The sequence below is a fragment of the Formosa haliotis genome (assembly GCF_001685485.1).
GTDB classification, from domain to species: Bacteria; Bacteroidota; Bacteroidia; order Flavobacteriales; family Flavobacteriaceae; genus Formosa; species Formosa haliotis.
Window position 1 is genome coordinate 2,155,114 of the sequence record NZ_BDEL01000001.1, and the last position, 21,230, is coordinate 2,176,343.

The 21,230-nt window shown below is 36.1% G+C and carries 15 protein-coding genes; 6 read left to right on the top strand and 9 right to left on the bottom strand.

The window, feature by feature from the left end:
* Positions 1-25: 25 nt before the first annotated feature.
* The 5 genes from A9D35_RS08835 to A9D35_RS08855 form a co-directional block, all read right to left on the bottom strand.
* Positions 26-2,143: a glycoside hydrolase family 97 protein gene (locus tag A9D35_RS08835; RefSeq protein WP_066221767.1), complete on the bottom strand. Its 2,118-nt coding sequence runs from the start codon at positions 2,141-2,143 to the stop codon at positions 26-28.
* 221 nt (positions 2,144-2,364) lie between these two features.
* The gene (locus tag A9D35_RS08840; RefSeq protein WP_066221770.1) at positions 2,365-4,659 is read right to left on the bottom strand and encodes a glycoside hydrolase family 65 protein; all 2,295 of its coding nucleotides are present in this window, start codon (positions 4,657-4,659) and stop codon (positions 2,365-2,367) included.
* Between the two features lie 78 nt (positions 4,660-4,737).
* The gene (pgmB, locus tag A9D35_RS08845; RefSeq protein WP_066221773.1) at positions 4,738-5,394 is read right to left on the bottom strand and encodes a beta-phosphoglucomutase; all 657 of its coding nucleotides are present in this window, start codon (positions 5,392-5,394) and stop codon (positions 4,738-4,740) included.
* Positions 5,394-6,773 (bottom strand): MFS transporter, encoded by a 1,380-nt coding sequence (locus A9D35_RS08850; protein ID WP_066221776.1) that lies wholly within the window; start codon positions 6,771-6,773, stop codon positions 5,394-5,396. Before A9D35_RS08850 ends, pgmB begins: the two co-directional genes overlap by 1 nt.
* Positions 6,774-6,902: 129 nt before the next feature.
* Positions 6,903-7,943, bottom strand: a complete 1,041-nt coding sequence (locus A9D35_RS08855; RefSeq protein WP_066221778.1) for a LacI family DNA-binding transcriptional regulator — start codon at positions 7,941-7,943, stop codon at positions 6,903-6,905.
* A gap of 245 nt (positions 7,944-8,188) precedes the next feature.
* Between A9D35_RS08855 and A9D35_RS08860 the strand changes: the two genes are divergently transcribed.
* From A9D35_RS08860 to A9D35_RS08885, 6 genes are all read left to right on the top strand, one after another.
* A complete protein-coding gene (locus tag A9D35_RS08860; RefSeq protein WP_066221781.1) occupies positions 8,189-11,110 on the top strand; it encodes a SusC/RagA family TonB-linked outer membrane protein in 2,922 nt (973 codons plus the stop codon).
* A 10-nt stretch (positions 11,111-11,120) separates the two neighbouring features.
* On the top strand, positions 11,121-12,698 hold the full coding sequence (locus A9D35_RS08865) for a RagB/SusD family nutrient uptake outer membrane protein (RefSeq protein ID WP_066221784.1): 1,578 nt from the start codon (positions 11,121-11,123) through the stop codon (positions 12,696-12,698).
* Between the two features lie 17 nt (positions 12,699-12,715).
* Positions 12,716-14,032: a SusE domain-containing protein gene (locus A9D35_RS08870; protein ID WP_066221789.1), complete on the top strand. Its 1,317-nt coding sequence runs from the start codon at positions 12,716-12,718 to the stop codon at positions 14,030-14,032.
* A gap of 351 nt (positions 14,033-14,383) precedes the next feature.
* Positions 14,384-17,068 carry an alpha-amylase family glycosyl hydrolase gene (locus A9D35_RS08875; protein WP_235817876.1) on the top strand — a complete coding sequence of 895 codons (2,685 nt, stop codon included), beginning with the start codon at positions 14,384-14,386 and terminating at the stop codon, positions 17,066-17,068.
* 279 nt (positions 17,069-17,347) lie between these two features.
* Positions 17,348-17,746 carry a hypothetical protein gene (locus tag A9D35_RS08880; RefSeq protein ID WP_066221793.1) on the top strand — a complete coding sequence of 133 codons (399 nt, stop codon included), beginning with the start codon at positions 17,348-17,350 and terminating at the stop codon, positions 17,744-17,746.
* 96 nt (positions 17,747-17,842) lie between these two features.
* On the top strand, positions 17,843-18,241 hold the full coding sequence (locus A9D35_RS08885) for a hypothetical protein (RefSeq protein ID WP_066221796.1): 399 nt from the start codon (positions 17,843-17,845) through the stop codon (positions 18,239-18,241).
* Between the two features lie 144 nt (positions 18,242-18,385).
* On the opposite strand, the gene A9D35_RS08890 is transcribed toward A9D35_RS08885, so the two are convergent.
* From A9D35_RS08890 to A9D35_RS08905, 4 genes are all read right to left on the bottom strand, one after another.
* A complete protein-coding gene (locus A9D35_RS08890; RefSeq protein ID WP_066221798.1) occupies positions 18,386-19,354 on the bottom strand; it encodes an aldo/keto reductase in 969 nt (322 codons plus the stop codon).
* A gap of 178 nt (positions 19,355-19,532) precedes the next feature.
* The gene (locus tag A9D35_RS08895; RefSeq protein WP_066221801.1) at positions 19,533-20,036 is read right to left on the bottom strand and encodes a MepB family protein; all 504 of its coding nucleotides are present in this window, start codon (positions 20,034-20,036) and stop codon (positions 19,533-19,535) included.
* A 4-nt stretch (positions 20,037-20,040) separates the two neighbouring features.
* Positions 20,041-20,424 carry a DUF3037 domain-containing protein gene (locus A9D35_RS08900; protein WP_066221804.1) on the bottom strand — a complete coding sequence of 128 codons (384 nt, stop codon included), beginning with the start codon at positions 20,422-20,424 and terminating at the stop codon, positions 20,041-20,043.
* Entirely contained in the window at positions 20,411-21,196 is a 786-nt protein-coding gene (locus tag A9D35_RS08905) for a HipA family kinase (RefSeq protein WP_066221810.1), read from the bottom strand. The genes A9D35_RS08900 and A9D35_RS08905 overlap by 14 nt, the downstream gene beginning before the upstream one ends.
* Between the last annotated feature and the right edge of the window lie 34 nt (positions 21,197-21,230).

Genomic DNA, 21,230 nt, shown 5'->3' on the forward strand with positions numbered 1-21,230 from the left:
CAACTTAAACCATTTAGAAATATCACTATTTTTTTAGCTCCATAATACTCATAGCAAATCCGCCCCCTGGAGCTGACACTTGAGACCATTTTGACTTACTCGTCACCTTCAACTTCTTAATAGTATAGGCCTGTGGTTTCGTTTTATAATGAGCATCTTTGGCATCTGCATAAATTGTTGCTTCGTATTGTTTTCCTTTTACTAAGAAATCGAAATTGATGTTCGAGGTGCGAGACTCATTTCCGTTTACATTCCCTACAAACCAATTACTAGATCCCTTCTCTCTTCGTGCAACTGTTATATAGCGTCCTGGCTCTGCCTCTAAATAGACACTATCGTCCCAGTCTATAGCCACATCTTTTATAAACTGAAACGCATCCATAAACTGTTCGTAATGTTCTGGTAGGTCGGCTGCCATTTGAAGTGGACTATACATGGTTACATACAATGCCAATTGATTGGCTATTGTACTATTTACATGCGATTGATTATCTGGATTTAATTTAGAAATATCCATTTCGAATATTCCTGGCGTATAATCCATAGGTCCTCCTATTAATCGTGTAAAAGGTAAAATAGTGACATGATTTGGTTTAGATCCTCCAAAGGCTTGATATTCGGTTCCTCTTGCAGACTCATTCCCTATTAAATTAGGATATGTTCTCGCAATTCCAGTTGGTCTAACGGCTTCATGAGCATTAACCATAATCTTATAATCTGCTGCTTTTTCTAAAGCATACTGATAGTGATTTACAATCCACTGACTGTAATGATTCTCCCCTCTTGGTAGAATATCGCCAACATAACCACTTTTTACCGAGCCATATCCATTATCGTTCATAAACTTATAAGCGGCATCCATATGGCGTTCGTAATTGCGCACAGATGCCGATGTTTCATGATGCATCATCATTTCTACACCTTTAGATTTTGCGTAAGCATGAAGCGCTTCAACATCAAAATCGGGATATGGAGTAACAAAATCGAAAACATAGTCTTTAGATTTTCCAAACCAATCTTCCCAACCTTCATTCCAACCTTCAACCAAAACCGCATCGAATCCATGTTCTGAAGCAAAATCAATATAACGCTTAACCTTATCGTTATTGGCACCGTGTGTTCCGTTAGGTTTTACTTTAGAATAATCTGTAACGCCCAATTGTACAGATGGTAAATCGTTCGTGTACGACCAAGTACTTTTTCCTGTAATCATTTCCCACCATACACCTATATATTTTACAGGTTTAATCCATGAGGTGTCTTCAATCACACAAGGTTCGTTTAGGTTATAAGTAATTTTAGAGGCTAATATATCTCTAGCATCATCGCTAACCATAACCGTTCGCCAAGGCGACGTAGCGGGTGCCTGTATATAGCCTTTATCTCCGTTTGAATCTGGTGTTAACCAAGACTCAAAAATCATATTTTTATCATCTAAATTAAGATGCATACAAGCGTAATTGATTAAAGCTGCTTCATGCAAATTAATATATAAGTCATCGTCGGTTTTCATGATTAAAGACGTTTGCACTCCTGTTGGAGAAAACGATGTTTGCGATAAATTTTCGGTAACGGCGCCTTCAGAATAACTTCTTATTTCAGACAATTTCGATTCAGTATAATCGTATTCCTGCGTGTCGTAATCGCCAGGAATCCAAAACGCTGTATGATCGCCTGCCATTGCGAATTGTGTTTTTTCTTCTTTAATTACGAAATACACAAGATTTTTTTGAGTTGGAAATTCATAACGAAACCCTAAACCTTCATCAAATAAACGAAACCGAAGAATCATAATTCTATTGGTCTTTTTCTGTGTTAAAGTAATGGCCAATTCGTTATAATGATTGTTTATCGTTTTTGTTTCACCCCAAACTGGTGTCCAATTTTCATTAAACATTGTGCGTTGCGAATTCGAAATTTCAAACCCGTTTAACAAGGAGGTCTCATCATCTTTTAATTCCAACCCTAAATTACTTGTTTTAATAACAGCCTTGTGTTTGTACGTTAGCGCATAGGTTGGCGTGCCATCTGGTTTAAGGGCAAACGACAAGGTTAAATCTTTATTAGGTGATTGTAATTCTTGCGCGTTAACCAAATGAAATGATGTTAACAACACCACTATATTTAGCATGAATACTTTCATGTTTCTTAAGTTTAAATTATTAATTCACAATCTAAATGAGAGCCTGAAACAAGTTTCCACTTCTCTCTAGGCTCCATTTTGAATACGATTGTGTGAAGTCCTGAAACAGATTCAGGATAACCTTACAAATTGTCTTTCTGTCTATTAAAATCTCGTTTCTAGATTCTATTTAAAGGAGATTCTTTATTATCTTCCAATTAATCTATTTCCAAATCCACATATCAATCTTCTAACCTCAACATCAAGGTTTCACCAAACGATAAGATTTCTAATTCGTTTCCTTTTTCGAGTTTAAATTCAGCTCCTTTTTGAGTGACATGAACTTTTACAATCTGATTTCTAAAGTTGACTTTAAACGAATAAGCGTCCCACTGTTCTGGAATTTTAGGTTCGAAAGACAGGGTATTATTTTTAATACGCATACCTCCAAAACCTTCAACAATACTCATCCAAGTTCCTGCCATAGAGGTAATATGAAGGCCTTCTTCGACTTCTTTATTATAATCGTCTAAATCTAAACGCGAGGTTCTTAAATAAAATTGGTACGCCTGGTCCATACGGTCTAATTTCGCGGCTTGAATACTGTGCACGCAAGGCGATAAAGAACTTTCGTGAACAGTAAACGGTTCGTAGAAATCGAAATGACGCTCAAGTTCTTCGGTTGTAAAATGATCTTCAAAAAAGTAAAATCCCTGTAAGGTATCTGCTTGCTTAATATATGGCGAACGCAAAATGCGATCCCAAGACCATTTCTGATTAATTGGGCGAGACGCTTTATCTAAGTCGGCTACAGTAATAAGTTCTTTATCTAAGAAGCCATCTTGTTGTAAATATACATTATGCTCTTCCGAGAATGGTAAATACATGTCGCTCGTTACCGCTTTCCATTGTCTTAATTCAGCTTCAGTAAGGTTTACTTTGTCTTGAATTCTATCGAAATCTGCTTCATACTCCGCAGCTACTTTTTTAATGTTTTCGATGGCATAATCTATACACCACTTGGCTATATAATTGGTGTAAAAATTATTATTCACGTTATTTTCGTACTCATTTGGTCCTGTAACTCCAAGAATAACATACTTATTATGCACTTTAGATAAAGTAGCACGTTGTTGCCAAAAACGAGCAATTCCGATTAACACTTCTAATCCTTTTTCTGGAATATAGCTGTAGTCGTTTGTATAGCGGTGATAGTTAAATATAGCAAATGCTATGGCACCATTTCTATGAATTTCCTCGAAGGTAATTTCCCATTCGTTATGGCATTCTTCACCATTCATAGTCACCATAGGATACAATGCTGCGCCGTTAGTAAATCCTAATTTTTCTGCATTTTCAATGGCACGATCTAAATGATTATAACGGTATTCTAGCAAATTACGGGCAACTTTCTGGTCTTTAGTAGCCATGTAAAACGGAATACAATACGCTTCGGTATCCCAATAGGTACTTCCTCCATATTTTTCGCCAGTAAATCCTTTAGGACCAATATTTAATCGTGCATCTTTACCTAAATAGGTATGATTTAATTGCATGATATTAAATCGGATACCTTGCTGCGCTTTTACATCGCCTTCGATAGTAATATCGGCCATGTCCCAAATTTTAGCCCAGGCCAGTTCTTGCTGAGTTAACAAATGCTGAAACCCTAAAGCCATTGCTTTTTTAATTACATCTTTTGCTGCTGCTATTAAAAAATTCGCTTCATGATTACGATCTACAGTATATCCTCCATATTTATGAATAGAAAATGTTTGATTTTGTTTTACTGCTGAAGTATATTTAAAGGTGATTGATCTATCGGTATGAGACACCTCTTCTTTAGCTTCCAATTTCTTTTCGTCCAGGAAATATTCTGAAGCCATAAACGTACAGGTTTTAAATTCTGTTTTCATGGTGTAGGCTTCAATAAAGCCCATATTCCCGTCTTGAGACACCGCTGTAGTTTCCCAAAATTTATCATCCCAGTTACTATCTTCGTTAGTTATACCCGAATCTAAATAGGGTTCGAAGGTAATTTCGGCATCACCATTTAAAGGCGTTACACTATAAGAAATGGCTCCTAACTCATCATAATCTAAACTTAAAAAGCGCTTAGCTTCTACCTGAATTTCTGTCCCGTTTGCAAGCACTGCTTTAAACGTACGCGACAAAAATCCTGCTTTCATGTTTAACTCACGTTTAAAATCTGAAACAGATGTACAGGTAAATAAATCTAAAGGCATGCCGTTAACAAAGACATTAATTCCAATCCAACTTGGCGCATTAAGTACTTTAGCAAAATATTCTGGGTAACCGTTTTTCCACCAACCTACTCGGGTTTTATCAGGGTAATACACTCCGGCAATATAACTCCCCTGAAATGTTGGCCCCGAATAGTACTCTTCAAAATTTGCACGTTGCCCCATAGCACCGTTTCCAATACTAAATAAACTCTCTGACGATTTAACGCGTTCTACATCAAATCCTTCTTCTATAATCGACCAATTGTCTGGTTTAATATAATCTTGATTCATTTTATTTAAGATAATAGCATATTACGATAGGTTTCCTGAACTGGAAAAAAATCAGAAAACGACATGACTTCGCATGCGCTAGTTATTAATTATTTTATTTAAAAATTCTGTTGAAATCTCCGTGAAGTCTTTAAAAACATAATCGGCTTCATATAACACATCTTGACTTCCTATACCTATTGAAATCATGTTGGCAGTATTTGCTGCTTGTACACCCGCAACAGAATCCTCGAAAACCACACAGTCTTCTGGCTTTATGTTTAATGCCGTAGCGGCATTTAAAAATACTTCGGGATCTGGTTTGGCTTTGCTAACATCGTTACCATCTACAATAGACTGGAATTTTGGTAATAAATGTACTTTTTCTAAAATTCTTCTTGCGTTTTTACTTGCCGACCCCAGGGCGATGCCTTGGTTCTCATCAATTAAATAATCTAACACTTTAGGTACATCGGGTAAAATTTCGCTCTCATCCATATTATCAATAAACTCTAAATACTCTGTATTTTTTAAGGTCATTAACTCTTGAAATTTAGCATCGGAAACCGTTTTATTTCCCCAAGCTAATATTTTTTTTAGCGATTCTACACGGCTTACACCTTTAAGCTGTTCGTTTTGGGTTTCGGTAAAATCGAAATCTAAACTGTTAGCTAGGTTTTTCCAAGCCAGGAAGTGATATTTAGCGGTATCAACAATAACACCGTCTAGATCAAAAATAAATCCTTTTGTTTTCATTAGTTTTCTTTTTCTGGTTGATATGAAATAGCATTTTTATCGGTAATTAATATATTACAAAGTCCTGCAACTATTAGACTAAAACCAGCTACAAGCATAGCATTTATAGTCGCTTCTCCTAATAAGTTAGATACAAAATTGATTCCTCCTATTGCTGCAATAATTTGTGGAATAACAATAAACATATTAAAAATCCCCATAAACATACCCATTTTATTTGGATCTACAGCACTGGATAACATGGCATAAGGCATAGATAATATACTACCCCAAGCAATTCCAACAAGAATAAAAGAGTACTTTAGAAACTCTGGAGACGGCACATAATACATCGATAAAAACCCTAACCCTCCTAAAAATAGCGAAAACATATGTACATATTTTCTGTTTATATTTTTTTTAGAAGTATAGAATGCTAAAATAAGTGCAAATGCCATAGAGGACAAACCGTAAATTCCCATTGCCGACCCCACTAGATTTGATGCCTTTTGAAATGCGGTATTTGCTACATCGAAGGCTGCTGCTTGCGCTGGGATAGCTAGGTCGTACGCAGATTCTATAGGTGCTGGTGTGCGAAACACATGCTCGGTTAAAGCTGGGTTTGCCATACTCCACATGGTAAAAAATGCAAACCAACTAAAGAACTGAATGAGCCCTAACTTTTTCATGGTGGTTGGCATATTCCCTATATTATTTATAATATCTGGAATAAATTGGTTTTTTTTAGCCTTCTCTTTTTCAAAAGCCTCCATATTTTCTGGCGGATATTCTGTAGTGGTAAAAACAGTATATAAAATACTTAATAAAAACACCACAGCCCCAATGGCAAACGCCACTTTAACGGACATTGGAACAACGCCCATGGGAGCAGCATCGCTTACGCCAAGTTGAGACACTAACCAAGGCAAATTACTAGCAATATACGTACCTATACCAATAATTAGCGTTTGCACCACAAAACCATAAGAGCGTTGAGAATCTGGTAATTTATCGGCTACTAAAGCCCTAAACGGCTCCATAGAAATATTAATGGAAGCATCTAAAATCCATAAAAATCCCGCTGCTACCCAAAGTGCAGGAGAATGCGGCACGATAAATAAGGCTATAGAGCTTAAAATAGCTCCAATAAGAAAGTAAGGTCTACGACGACCCCATCGTGGACTCCACGTGCGATCGCTCATATAACCAATAATAGGTTGAACCAATAATCCCGTTAAAGGCGCAGCAATCCATAACAATGGAATGGCTTCTTTATCGGCTCCTAAAGTTTGAAATATTCGAGACATAAAGCCTCCTTGTAATGCAAATCCGAATTGTATTCCTAGAAATCCGAAACTCATGTTCCAAATTTCCCAGAAACTAAGGGCGCGCTTTTTCATTATAGTATTATTAAATTGATACTATTGATAAGCGAAAAACTTATCAAAACTTAAAAGTGAGAAGTAAAAATATAAGTTTTGATTATGCCGCTAATATACAAAAGATTTTAAAACGGCATATTATTTTTTTTATTTGGTTGATTCTCTTTCGATTAATTCGGTTTCTATAACCACCGTTCTTACAGGTTCATCGTCCGTTTCACTCTCTAATTTTTCAATAAGAAGTCCAGCTGCAACTTCCCCAATTTTTTTACCATGCTGACTAATAGTTGTTAAGCTAGGCACGGCATGTTTAGATAGCACACCATCTGTAAACCCTATAACTTGAAGATCTTCGGGAATGTTTTTACCCATTTTTCTTGCGACTTTCATAACTGTAATGGCATACAATTCGTTTACAGCAAACACACCATCAATTTCTGGGTTTAAGAGAAATAAGGTTTTAATTTCTTCCTCTAAAACATCTAGATGATCTTGAGATTCTAATTCATCGTGCACTTTCAAAATTAATTTCTCTTCTATATCTATATCCTTAGCCATTAATGCCTCTATATACCCTTGGGTACGCAAACGCCCTACACTTATATAATCTTCGGTTGTGATTATGGCTATATGCTCACATTCATTTTTAATTAATTTATTTACGGCCTTTTTTGCTCCTTCTAAATCGTCTACAATGACTTTATCGCAACGCACATCGCTAACTATACGATCGAACATTACAATAGGCATACCTTGATTTATAATTTCGTTTAAATGATGAAAATCCTGCTGATGCAAAGTTTCTTTAGAAATAGACATAATAAAGCCGTCTATACTACCACTAGCCAGCATTTCCATATTAAGAACTTCCTTGTCGAAAGACTCATTAGACAAACCGATAACCACATTGTATCCCCTTTTGTTAGCTACACATTCTATACCTTGAATTACTTTCGAAAAAAAATGATGAACAATTTCGGGAATAAGAATCCCTATAGTTCTAGTTTTCCTATTTTTTAAACTTAGAGCAATATTATTTGGTCTGTAATTATACATTTTTGCAAACGCCTGAATCTTCTCCTTAGTATCCCCGCTAATCTCCTTGCTATCCTTAAGCGCTTTAGATACGGTGCCAATAGATACATCTAATTCTTTTGCAATTTGCTTTAGTGTAATCTTTCTTTTCATTACCACTTTTTTGTATTTATGGTAAAGGTATTGGATAATTATATAATTACCTAAATTATCATATTGATAATTTGAAGACTAATTATTATTCAAATTAAACAAAGTTACCAACACGCAAACGTTTTCGTTAAGAATTTCGTAAACCCAAAATCTCATTTAACATAAATTTTACATAATTTTATACACGAGAAGTAAGAATATAAACCAAACAAACAACTTTTAGATTTTTAACTAATTCGCATTGTATGAAAACAATTTTAAACAGTTTATTACTAGCACTGTTTTTTGCTCCAACATTTTTAATGGCGCAAAATACTGTAACAGGTAATGTTTCTGAACAAGGATCAAATTTACCCATACCTGGCGTAAATATTATTGTAAAAGGAACTGCTACTGGAGCAGCAACAGATTTCGATGGAAATTTTTCGCTTTCAGTAAATAACGGAGATGTTTTAGTATTCTCTTTTATTGGGTATACCACTCAAGAAATAACCTATACGGGACAACCTACCCTTTCGGTAAAATTAGCAGAAGATGCTGCTTTACTTGATGAAGTGGTTGTTATTGGGTATGGTTCGGTAAGAAAGGAAGATGTTACCGGAGCCGCAGATTTAGTAACGTCAAAAGACTTTAACCAAGGTCCTATAGTTAATGCTCCTCAGTTAATTCAGGGTAAAGTTGCAGGGGTTTCTGTAACCTCTTCTAGTGGAGCCCCTGGAGACGGACAGGAAATTAGAATTCGAGGAAACAGTTCGCTTTCTCTTAACAGCAACCCTTTAATCGTTTTAGACGGTATCCCGTTAGACCAAGGAGGAATTGCAGGATCTAGAAATCCGCTTAACATGGTTAACCCTAACGATATTGAAAGCATGACCGTACTAAAAGATGCATCGGCAACTTCTATATACGGATCTCGTGCTGCAAACGGGGTAATTATTGTAACCACAAAAAAAGGAAAAAGTTCAGACTTTAAATTCAACTTTAATACCCTTACCTCTGTAGGTACGCCTATTAATAAGGTAGATGTGTTAAATGCAGACGAATTTAGACAAGTCGTTTCTACACTTCCTAGAACAGACGAAACAACTTTAGGGCTTTTAAAAAATAACAATACCGATTGGCAAGACGAAATTTATGGCAATGCTTATGGGCAAGACCATTCGTTTAGTGCCTTAGGTGCTGCTTTTGGTGTACCAATGAGAGCCTCTATCTCGTACACCGATTATGGCGGAATTTTAAAACGTGACAATTACAAAAGAACAACGGGGTCTATAAACTTAACTCCAAGTTTATTTAAAGATCATTTAAAAGTAGAATTAAATGCCAGAGGAAACTACACCGAAAACTTTTTTGCTAATAGAGACGCCATCAGTTCTGCTAATGCATACGCTCCTACAGAAGCTGTTTACGACCCAAATTCACCTTTTGCAGGATATTCTTCTTGGACAGAAAACAGCGGACTGAAACCTACCTTGGCAGGTACAAACCCTGTAGCTTTATTAAACTTACAAGATGACGAATCGGAAGTAAGACGTTTTATTGGAAATGCCAAATTGGACTATCAATTACACTTTTTCGAAGACCTTACGGTAACAGTAAACATGGGACTTGACAAATCGAACAGCCATGGTCGTAAAATTGTATCAGAATTTATGCCTACTACCGACCCAACATGGAACGGATCTAGAAACACGTATAGAAATGAAACAACAAACAAATTATTTGATGCCTATGCCACTTACAACTCTACATTTAACGAAGTACACAACTTAACTGCTGTTTTAGGATATTCGTATCAATCTTTCGAGTACGATAATTATAGTTACGATAGTGAAGATGAAGAAAACAACGTGACTTACGAGTTTATTGACAAATCTAAAAACGTGTTACTATCTTACTTTGGAAGATTAAATTACGATTACGACGGTCGTTATTTGGTAACCGCTACCTTAAGAGCAGATGCGTCTTCAAAATTAAATCCGGATGATCGTTGGGGATATTTCCCTTCTGTTGCTTTAGCCTGGAACGTTCATAACGAAAGCTTTTTAAAAGACTCCTCGCTTAACGAATTAAAATTAAGAGTAGGTTACGGTGAAGTTGGTAACGTAAACGGTTTAGGAGATTATTTATTTTTAACACGCTACACCGGAAGTCAATCTAGTGCAAACTATCAATTTGGAAACAGCTTCTACCAAACCTACAGACCAGACCCTATAAATCCAGATTTACGTTGGGAAATTGGTAACACTTTAAACGTGGGGATTGATTATAGTTTCTTAGACAGAAGAGTTTCTGGATCTTTAAATGCCTATATTAAACAAACTAAAGATTTAATAGCCTCGGCTACAGTAGATCCTTTTACAAATTTTGGAAGCCGTATTGAAAAGAATATTGGCGACATGGAAAACAGAGGTATAGAATTTGCCATAAATGTTATTCCTGTAAGAACCCAAGATTTTGAGTGGTCTATAAGCTATAACATTGCTGTAAACGATAATGAAATAACAAACCTTCCTTTCGACCAAGAAACAGGAGATATTAGTGGAGGAACGGGTAACAAAGTGCAAATTCACACAGAAGGTGAAGCGCCTTATAGCTACTTTGTGTTTGAACAAGTATACGATTCTAACGGAAAACCTATAGAAGGTGCCTATGTAGATAGAAACGGTGATAATGTAATTAACGACGAAGATAAATACATTTATAAAAATCCGTATGCAGATATATTAATGGGTTTAAACACCAATTTAAATTATAAAAACTGGGATTTATCTGTTATTACAAGAGCAAGCCTTGGCAATTATGCTTACAATAATATTGCTTCTTCTAACTCTTATTCAAACAACATTATCCCTACAACAAATAACTTCCTAACAAATGTGCATTCTAGTTATTTAGATAATGGATTTGTGTTTCCTACCGATGAAAATTTTAGAAGCGATCATTTTGTTCAAGACGCTTCATTCTTTAAAATTGACAACATTACTTTAGGTTACACGATAGATGATGCCTTTAAAGACACAAATATTAGAGTATATAGCTCCGTTCAAAATTTACTAACTGTAACAGATTACGACGGTTTAGACCCAGAAATTAATGGTGGTATAGATAACAATTTCTACCCAAGACCAAGAACATTTGTATTAGGACTTAACGTTAGCTTTTAAACTTTGACTTATGAAAAACATTATAAAAAAATTCATTCCTATTTTAACGATCTCCATCGCATTGGTTTCATGCCATGTCGATTTAAACCAAGATCCAATAGATCCAGATAGTTTTACAGAACAAGATGTATTTGCAAATACTACGGAAGCCAAAGGGGCTTTAGCAAAACTATATGCCAGTTTAGCCTTAACAGGACAAAACGGAGGCGACGATGGGTCTCCAGACATTAGCGATATTAACCAAGGGTTTTCGCAATACACACGTATGCTGTTTAACCTTAACGAAATTACAACAGACCACGCCATTGTAGGTTGGGGAGACCCAGGATTACCAGATTTACACGGTATGTACTGGACAGCCAATAACGATTTTACTGGTGCCATGTATTTACGTTTAGCTCAAGAAGTTTCTTTTTGTAACTCATTTATCGCTAACGCATCTGCCTTAGAAGGTGAAGAGGCTCAAGTTTTTATTGCTGAAGCTAGATTTTTAAGAGCTTTTGCCTACTACAATCTAATTGATTTCTTTGGAGATGTACCTTTACTAACTCAAATTTCAACCGAGTTACCATCGCAAAGTAGTAGAACAGAAATTTTTGAATTTATAGAATCTGAATTATTAGATATTCAAGATGCATTACCGCAAAGCCAAGCTAATGAATACGGCCGAGTAGACCGTGTTGCTGCCTGGGCTTTATTATCAAGATTATATTTAAATGCTGAAGTGTGGACGGGCTTAGCGCGATTCGACGACTGTATCACCTACTCTAACGAGGTTATTAACTCATCTTACAGTTTAAACACTAATGATGTTAATGGTAATGGAACTGCATACGATGAATTATTCTTAGCAGACAATGATAGAAACGGTGCTCAAAACGAATTCATTTTCACTATTAATTTCGATGGAATTTCTTCTACCACTTATGGCGGAACAACATTTTTAATTCACGCAGCTGTTGGTGGTTCTATGGATCCTGCTGCCTATGGAATTAATGGTGGTTGGGGTGGAAACCGAGTTACCTCGGCACTAGTTAAAAAATTCCAAGCCAACGATAAACGTGCTATGTGGTATACAGACGGGCAATCTTTAGAAATTACAAGTGTACCTACTTTTACAGATGGTTACGCTTGCGTTAAATTTAAAAACATAGATTCTAACGGTGAGCAAGGAAACGACAAACGTGGTGATTTTACAGATCCAGATTTAGCGATTATGCGACTTCCAGAAATTTATCTTAATTATGCCGAAGCTACTTTACGTGGAGGAAACGGAAATTTAACCACTGCTGTAACCTTAATAAATGCTCTTAGAACCCGTGCATTCGGAAATACTTCTGGTAATATCTCTACGGCTAACTTAGATCTAAATTTCGTTTTAGACGAACGCTCTAGAGAGTTATATTGGGAAGGACAAAGACGTACAGATTTAATCCGTTACAACTATTTCACTTCAGATAGTTATGTATGGCCATTTAAAGGAAATCAGCCAGATGGTACAGGGACAGATGCCTTTAGAACATTATTCCCTATACCTAACAATACCATTTTAATTAATCCGAACCTGGTTCAAAACCCTGGATACTAACATAAAAACACTCTAATATGAAAAATATAGTTTCAAAAATATTTAGTATAATGTTAGTTGTTTTGGCATTATACAGCTGTAGTACAGACGACACAGTCACTGTACTAAACCCTGCGGCTACTACACAGCTTTCCGCGTCAGACAGCGATATTGTTCTTCTTAAAGAAAACGAAGGAACTCCAGCATTAACCTTAACCTGGACAGATCCAGATTATGGTTATAATGCGATTCCAGAATATACTGTGTATATCGATGTTGCTGGAAATAATTTCCAAAATGCAGTTAAACGCGAAGTAGGTAACTCTTTAGAATATGCACCATTAACAGAACAACTTAATACCGTATTACAAACTCTAGAAATAGAACCTGAAACCGAAACAGCCTTAGACATTAAAGTAGAAGGTATTGTTGGTACGTTTGAAGTTGCTGCCGTATCTAACATTTCTACCATACAAGTTACTGGATATGCAAACGTTTTAGACTTATCGTCAGATTGGGGATTAGTTGGTAGTGCCACCGTAAATGGCTGGGACGGTCCAGATATGCCGTTTTATAAAACGAGCGATGCTAATATTTATGCAGCATATGTAACACTTACCGATGGTGAAATTAAAATTAGAAAAGACAATAGTTGGGATGTAAACTATGGTGATACAGGTGCCGATGGTACTTTAGAACCAGGTGGAGATAATATTCTTGTTGATGCTGGTACTTACAAAGTAACTTTTAACGAAGGCACATTAACTTACAGCATAGAGCCTTACACATGGGGATTAGTAGGTAGTGCAACCACAAACGGTTGGGATGGCCCAGATATGCCTCTTAGCTACGATCCTACATCAGATCAATGGCGTGCCATTGTTACGCTGACTGAAGGGGAAATGAAGTTTAGACAAAATAACGATTGGGCGTTTAATTACGGGGATACAGGTGCAGACGGGTCATTAGAAGATGGTGGAGACAACATCGCTGTTTCTGCTGGCAATTATTTGGTAACCTTAAACCTAAACGATTTAACCTATACCCTAGAGCCTATTGAAAAATTATGGGGTCTTGTTGGAGATGCCACTCCTAATGGTTGGGACGGTCCAGACACCGTAATGAATTTAGATTATGCACAAGAAGGGGTTTGGTATTTAAACGATGTAACCCTTACTAACGGAGAAATGAAATTTAGAGCCAACAACGACTGGGGTATTAATTATGGAGATGATGGTAACGATGGTACTCTTGAAGATGGTGGTGCCAACATTCCAATTACTGCGGGTAATTACAATATTGTTTTAAACCTTTCAGACGCTAGTAACCCAACGTATACCCTTACTAAAAACTAATTAGTTAAAAAGGGCTGTTTAAAAAGTTTTGTTTTCGTCAACCTGAGCTTCTGCTAGCCGAGAGGAACGGCAATTCTAGCTCTCATAAAATTGCTAATCAGAGCAATAAGATTCTGAACTAAATTCAGAACGACGGATTTAAATACTTTTCGGACAGCCCTTTTTCTTTTTAATCTTAATTCTTATGAAAAAACTTTACTTACATTTTTAATCATAATAATAACGCACTTTGGTTATGCTCAAATAACCACCAATCCAAGCGCATTTAACGCTACAGATGCGGTTACTATAACGGTAGACATTTCGTCCGCTACCGGGTGTAATTCACTAAGTAATCCAACAAAAGTTTATATGCATTCTGGAATTGGAGACGACTCCAATCCTTGGGGATATAGCGTGATTGGCAATTGGGGCGAAGACGATGGGATTGGAGAAATGTCTAACCAAGGTAATGGTCTATGGAGCATTACCATAACACCAAAAACATATTACAATTTAAGCGACTCGCAAGCCAATACAGCAACCAAGATGGGGTTGGTCTTTAGAAATGCTGCTGGAAATCAAGAAATGAAAGCTTCTGGTTGTGCAGATTTCTATTTAAACGTGGGAAACTTTCAAGTGACTCTAAATTCGCCTAAAGCCAACAGTACAACCATACTTGCTTCCGGAGAAAACCTTTCGATAACAGCTTCAAATAGTAATGGAAATGCAACTTACACCTTAACGAGTAATGGTGTAACTATCGACTCCCAAACAAATATCACAAATTATGCTTTTACGCATTCAAATATAACAAGTAATCAGAATTATAACTTAACCGTTTCTCAAGGTTCAGAAAGCATTCAAAAATCATTTTCTGTTGTTGTAAATCCCGGTACGGTAATGCAAGCGATGCCTAGCGGATTGGAAAATGGAATTAATTATTCTGGAGATCTTACAAAAGCAACACTCGTTTTAGACGCGCCTTTAAAAGATTTCGTTTACGTAGCCGGAAGCTTTAACAATTGGAATCCGACCTCTGCCCATGCCATGAAAAAAGATCCGAGTACTGAAAAATTCTGGTTAGAACTTACCGGATTAACAGCTCAAAAAATTGAAACCTACCAATATTGGGTGGTCGACGAAACCCCTATTACAGATTCTCCTGTAATGGTAAAAGCTGCCGATCCGTTTTCAACTTTAGTACTATCACCTTTTGACGATCCGTATATTCCTGCTTCTACTTACCCTAATTTACCAGCGTATCCTGACGGACAGGAACGTGAAGTAACGGTGTTACAAACAGGTAAAACAGCTTACAATTGGCAAGTCCCTAATTTTGAAAAACCTAAAAAGGAGGACTTAGTAATTTACGAAGTCTTAATTCGTGATTTCGATACAGACCGTAATTTTCAAGATTTAATAGATCGTATCGACTATTTTAAAGATTTAAATATAAATGCCATTGAACTTATGCCTGTCATGGAATTCGAAGGCAACGAAAGCTGGGGCTATAATACAGCCTTCCATATGGCTTTAGACAAATTTTATGGTACCGAAGACAAGTTTAAAGAGTTTATCGATGTCTGTCACCAAAATGGTATTGCCGTTATTCTAGATTTAGCTTTAAATCACGCTTATGGCAGAAATCCGATGGTACGCATGTGGATGAATGATCCCGATGGAGACGGTTGGGGAAGTCCAAGTAGCGAAAGTCCGTATTTTAACGAAGAAGCCAAACACAGTTACAGTGTAGGTATGGATTTTAATCATCAACAACCAAGAACACAATATTACGTAGAGCGCGTGGTAAAACATTGGATTGAAGACTTTAACATCGATGGATTCCGTTGGGATTTAACTAAAGGATTTACTCAAAACTGTACACCTTCCGATGAAAATTGCACAAATACATACCAACAAGATCGTGTCGATATTTTAAAACAATACGCCGATTATTCTTGGAATTTAGATGACTCACACTACGTTATTTTCGAACATTTAGGTCAAGACAATGAAGAACAACAATGGGCGAATTACAGAGTTGATGAAGGCAAAGGAATTATGATGTGGGGAAAAATGACAGATTCTTACAACCAATTAACTATGGGTTATGCCTCAAATTCGAACTTCAACAGAATGGGGAATGAAGCTCATGGCTTTACCGCTAAACGTTTATTGGGTTATGCTGAAAGTCATGACGAAGAACGCCTGATGTACAAAAATTTACAATACGGAGCAGCATCGGGTTCTTATAATGTAAAAGATCTAAATACAGCTTTAGCAAGAATGGAAGCTTTAGGTGCCGTAACCTTAACCATTCCTGGACCTAAAATGGTTTGGCATTTTGGAGATTTAGGTATGGAAAATTCTATTTTCACATGTACAGATGGTAGTGTATCTTCAGACGATTCTTGTAAACTCAGCACAAAACCTCAACCACAATGGACCGAAAGCTGGTTAGGAAACACAAACCGAAATGCGATTTACAAAACCTGGTCACGCATAAATGCATTAAAAATAAATGAAGATGTTTTTGAAGGGGATTATACGATTACATCTGGAACTTTAACTCCAAATATAAGGGTATGGAATACAACATTGCCATCGTCTGAATTGACAGAAGTAGTGATTATTTCAAACTTCGATACGACTACAAAAACTGTAGATCCAGATTTTCCAAGCAATGGCACATGGTACGATTTAATGGACGAAACAGGGTCTACAACCATTTCCGCAACCAATGCCATAACTTTAGCACCTGGAGCATTTAAAATTTACGGAAATAATCTTCCTAAAAGTTTAAGTGTTGAAGACGATAGTTTAAAAAAGTCGTTTGCAATTTTTCCTAATCCATCGCAAAACAGTTTTAAAGTAAACCAAGCTGTTGAAACTGTTAATATATACGATATTACAGGAAAGTTAGTAAAACGTTTTTCGGGTAGTTTTAACGCCCAGCATCAATTCAATATTTCAAATTTACCCGCTAGTTTATACCTCGTAAATATTACTAATAATCAAGGCACAACACAAACAGCAAAGCTTATTAAGCTATAACAACCCATTTTTTTAATAGTATAAAGGCCCAACATTTTTATCGTGTTGGGCGTTTTTCTTATGAAAAACATGAAAATAGAAGCTAAAAGAAGTTCAATGTAACGATTTGTACCAAGTTAAAATTGTGCTGATTTTTTATAATCCACAAACTACTGCCTATTTGCTATTACCTTATTAAAACACCAAGATCAAAACTTCCACACTTCTTTTTAGATAATTTTAATGTGATAACCCTAGAAACCGATAAATTTGTAAATTGCACAAAAAACAAGACTTTTTATGAAAAAAATATTTTTTTTACTTGTAGTGGCTGTATGTTTTTCTTGTAACTCTGATGACGATGGAGGAAGAAACACTTCATTCCACTCCCCTTCTTGGATTCAAGGCACATGGTATGTTGCTGGTTCAGATTTAGCGGGTGTTAGATTTACTTCAGATGACTACTGTACTATAGCATCGGGTAATGAAACCTGTTATAAAAACATTATAGAACAATCTGATCTCGACATTAATATAGAAGGTGAAGTGAGTACAGATACCGATTATGAGTTTAATATAATTTATAGAGGAGAACCAGGTGTAGAGCGCGATGAATATTTACATTACAGAAAGATTTCTGAGACGCAAATGGTATCTATTGTAGACGGTTTAGAACGCCTAACTTATAACAAGCAATAACTCAAATACATATTTAACAACTTAAAAAGCTTCAGTGTAAAACTGAAGCTTTTTTGTTTGGTTATAAATTGTAAATTGCTTCCAAAAACTAAACTTATGAAAAGATTAATTTTAATTTTCGTTATCACTTCCTTTTTTATTTCATGTTCTTCAGATGACGATAACGACGACCAAAATAAAGCAGCATTTAATCCGCCAGCTTGGATACAAGGCACATGGGAAGCCGACTTAATAGATGAGGTTGGTGTAGGTGTAAAATTTAAAGCCGATGATTACTGTAATATCGTAACTGGAAACGACGTTTGCTTTAAAACCGTCGTAGAAGAATCTTTGGGATTAATCACTGTAGAGGATGAACAAAGTACAGATACCGAATATAAATTCACAATTAAAAGACCTTTAGAAACCACTAGCTTTCACTATAAAAAGAAATCAGATACTTCTATTGTTCTAGTGGTTCTGAATATAGACACGGTGGTTTATGATAAAAAGTAGAAAAACAAATCAGCTAAACAAAGACGCTTTGAGGTATTGTTTTTAAATCGAATAAAAAGTGTCTCCAAGAATTCCTGAAGACTCTAAGCATACAAATTTTATCCCGAATCTTAAGCTAAAGGCTAAAGGTTCGGAATAAAACATTTAACTTCTTTCATTCTGTTTATGCCCTGTAGCCAAAACTTGCTCTGGAGACAAGGCTGTTATTTCAGCTCTTAATTCTGATGTCATGTTTATATCTAATGCCGCCAAGGCCGGTTTAAGTTGCTCTAAATTACGAGCACCTATTAAAGGCGAGGTAATCGCATCATGCGATTTCACCCAAGCAATAGCAAGACTTACAGGGTTAAAATTATGTTTTTGTGCAAAAGAGACGTAAGCATCTACCGTTCTATCTGTAATTTCATCATCGTAACGTTTTTGGTACATGCTGCTTTCAGCAAATCGCCCTTCTTTTTTACCGGTTTTATATTTTCCGGTTAATAATCCGCCTCCCAAAGGACTATAAGGTGTAACTCCCAAACCTTCGCTAATCGCCATAGGCAATAATTCAGACTCACATTGTCGTTTCACTAAGTTGTACATGGGTTGAATGACGCTTATTGGTGCAAAATGATTGTGTTGTGTAACAGCAATCGCTTTCATAACCTGCCAAGCCGCAAAATTACTTAAACCGATATATCTAATTTTACCTTGTTTTACAAAATTATCTAAAGTATAAAGCGTTTCTTCTAATGGCGTTTCAGGATCAAAAGCATGAGCATAATACACATCTATATAATCGGTATCTAAACGTTTTAAGCTAGCATCTAATGCGTTGATTAAATGTCGTCTTCCTAATCCGCTATCGTTAATATTATCGCTAGTTGGAAAATATGCCTTTGTTGTAATAACAACCTCGTTTCTATGCGGTTTTATTAATTTCCCTAAAATGCGTTCAGACGCTCCATCTGCATAAATATCGGCACAATCGAAAAAATTAACACCTTTATCTCGTGCTTCATTATAGATAGCTTCAGACATTTGTGCATCGGCTTCATTCCCAAAAGTCATGGTTCCCAAACATAATGTAGATACTTTTAATCCGGAATGTCCTAATGTTTTATAATCCATATTAATTTAGTTTGTTATGTCTTTATCTTATCAATTGAAATGGTTAAAATAAGAAACTGCGCTTGTTTCGATATACAAAATCAATCCAAAATGACTTAAAATGCACCTACTTCCTCTGTAAAATCAACATTACTATTTCAGTACGTCAGGCAAACTTCACGATCTTTAACTGCCTAGCCTAAGCCAATTGGTATAAAGCTGAAACTTTATTTAAATTGGTTTGAGAATTGATTCTATAAAAATAGTCAATTTGCCATTCTTGCGCACGTTTTGCTTGCTTATTATCTGGCTCTACCCAATCTGGATACACACGAAATGCACGTTTCCCTGGATTATTTTCTGAAGAAAGGACACGGTGTTTAAGCAAAACAGATTTTGGAAATACAAATTGCCCATACTGTTCTTGGTCTCTAACATTAACCACATAAAAATCGAAGCTATCATCCATACTAAAAGGAGTGGTTACTCCTTCAATATTTCGTTTCCAAAACGTAACAAACTGTCCCTTTTTCTTTGGGGTAATTTTAGCCTCTCGACATAAGATATGCCGTCCGCTTAATTCAAACAAACAAGCCTTATAAGCTTTACTTTCTTGCTCAAGTTCGAACTTAGAGATTTTTAAATTTAAAGGGTTATAAATCACTTTTATAATTTGAGCCAGCGATGTATTTGATTCATCCATTACCTTATAATACTAAATCTTCGAAAAGGCGCTGTGCTGTTTTATTTAAATCGGCACACATACCTGGATGTGGTCTAGATGTTTGTATAGAAGAACTTCTTACGGCCGTTAACCAACGAAACCGCGATGGAATATCCATTAAAGCAATCGGACCACCATCGGCGCTACCTGTTGCAATTTTTTGAAAAGCCTTCATGTTTTTTTGCAACTGATCTAAATCGAAATCTTCGCAAAAAAGTTTGATTTTTTCTGAAGGTATCGCATACAACACAGAAATAAATTTTTCATGCTTACTAAACAGAATAATTCCTATGTTAATAAACTCTTCGCGTTCTACTTTTGGTACAACACGAATGATAGCATATTCGTATAATTTAAGATCTTGCATGTTCAATTTCATTTACAAAATTTTCAGAATGAGCTAAGCGGGTGTTAAGGAAATTAAAATAGACTTCTCGAATATCGTCCGGGCTCGCCTCTGTACCTTCCCATGCTAACCAGGCATCTGGTATGGTCGCTACAATATCTTTTAATAGCGCTGTAGACAATAAGGCTTTATATTCTGTATCCACTTGTCTTACTTGAGTGGCCTGAGGCAACAAAACATGATCTTTAATAAGTTTAAACGGACTTTTAGCAGCCTCTTCCCAATTTTTCCAAGAATGATGAAAATATAAACATGCACCGTGATCTATTAACCACAATTCGTTGTGCCAAATAAGCATATTGGTATTTCTAAACGTACGATCTACATTAGTAATAAAAGCATCTAACCATACAATTTTAGAAGCTAAGGTTTCATCGATTTTAGTTACAGTTGGATCGAAAGTGATGGCACCCGATAAAAAATGTAAAGCAAGATTTAACCCTTGACTGCCTTGTAATAAATCCTGAATTTCCTCATCGGCTTCGGTACGCCCAAACGCTTCATTTAAATGAGCAAACACCAATTCTGGTAATTTTAAACCTAAAGCTTTCGCTATTTGTCCGCCAATAAGCTCTGCAATTAAAGCTTTTGTACCGTGTCCCGCACCCTTAAATTTTAAAACATATTTAAAATCGTCGTCGGCTTCTGCCAATGCTGGCAACGATCCGCCCTCACGCAATGGCATAATATACCGAGTCACGTTTACATGTCTCAATTCAAATTTATTTGTCATACTTGAAAAACTAGATTGTAAATTTAGCAATAAG

Coding starts and splice junctions, on each gene's coding strand:
- A9D35_RS08835 (WP_066221767.1), bottom strand. CDS start 2,143: ATGAAAGTATTCATGCTAAATATAGTGGTGTTGTTAACATCATTTCAT.
- A9D35_RS08840 (WP_066221770.1), bottom strand. CDS start 4,659: ATGAATCAAGATTATATTAAACCAGACAATTGGTCGATTATAGAAGAA.
- pgmB (WP_066221773.1), bottom strand. CDS start 5,394: ATGAAAACAAAAGGATTTATTTTTGATCTAGACGGTGTTATTGTTGAT.
- A9D35_RS08850 (WP_066221776.1), bottom strand. CDS start 6,773: ATGAAAAAGCGCGCCCTTAGTTTCTGGGAAATTTGGAACATGAGTTTC.
- A9D35_RS08855 (WP_066221778.1), bottom strand. CDS start 7,943: ATGAAAAGAAAGATTACACTAAAGCAAATTGCAAAAGAATTAGATGTA.
- A9D35_RS08860 (WP_066221781.1), top strand. CDS start 8,189: ATGAAAACAATTTTAAACAGTTTATTACTAGCACTGTTTTTTGCTCCA.
- A9D35_RS08865 (WP_066221784.1), top strand. CDS start 11,121: ATGAAAAACATTATAAAAAAATTCATTCCTATTTTAACGATCTCCATC.
- A9D35_RS08870 (WP_066221789.1), top strand. CDS start 12,716: ATGAAAAATATAGTTTCAAAAATATTTAGTATAATGTTAGTTGTTTTG.
- A9D35_RS08875 (WP_235817876.1), top strand. CDS start 14,384: ATGCATTCTGGAATTGGAGACGACTCCAATCCTTGGGGATATAGCGTG.
- A9D35_RS08880 (WP_066221793.1), top strand. CDS start 17,348: ATGAAAAAAATATTTTTTTTACTTGTAGTGGCTGTATGTTTTTCTTGT.
- A9D35_RS08885 (WP_066221796.1), top strand. CDS start 17,843: ATGAAAAGATTAATTTTAATTTTCGTTATCACTTCCTTTTTTATTTCA.
- A9D35_RS08890 (WP_066221798.1), bottom strand. CDS start 19,354: ATGGATTATAAAACATTAGGACATTCCGGATTAAAAGTATCTACATTA.
- A9D35_RS08895 (WP_066221801.1), bottom strand. CDS start 20,036: ATGGATGAATCAAATACATCGCTGGCTCAAATTATAAAAGTGATTTAT.
- A9D35_RS08900 (WP_066221804.1), bottom strand. CDS start 20,424: ATGCAAGATCTTAAATTATACGAATATGCTATCATTCGTGTTGTACCA.
- A9D35_RS08905 (WP_066221810.1), bottom strand. CDS start 21,196: ATGACAAATAAATTTGAATTGAGACATGTAAACGTGACTCGGTATATT.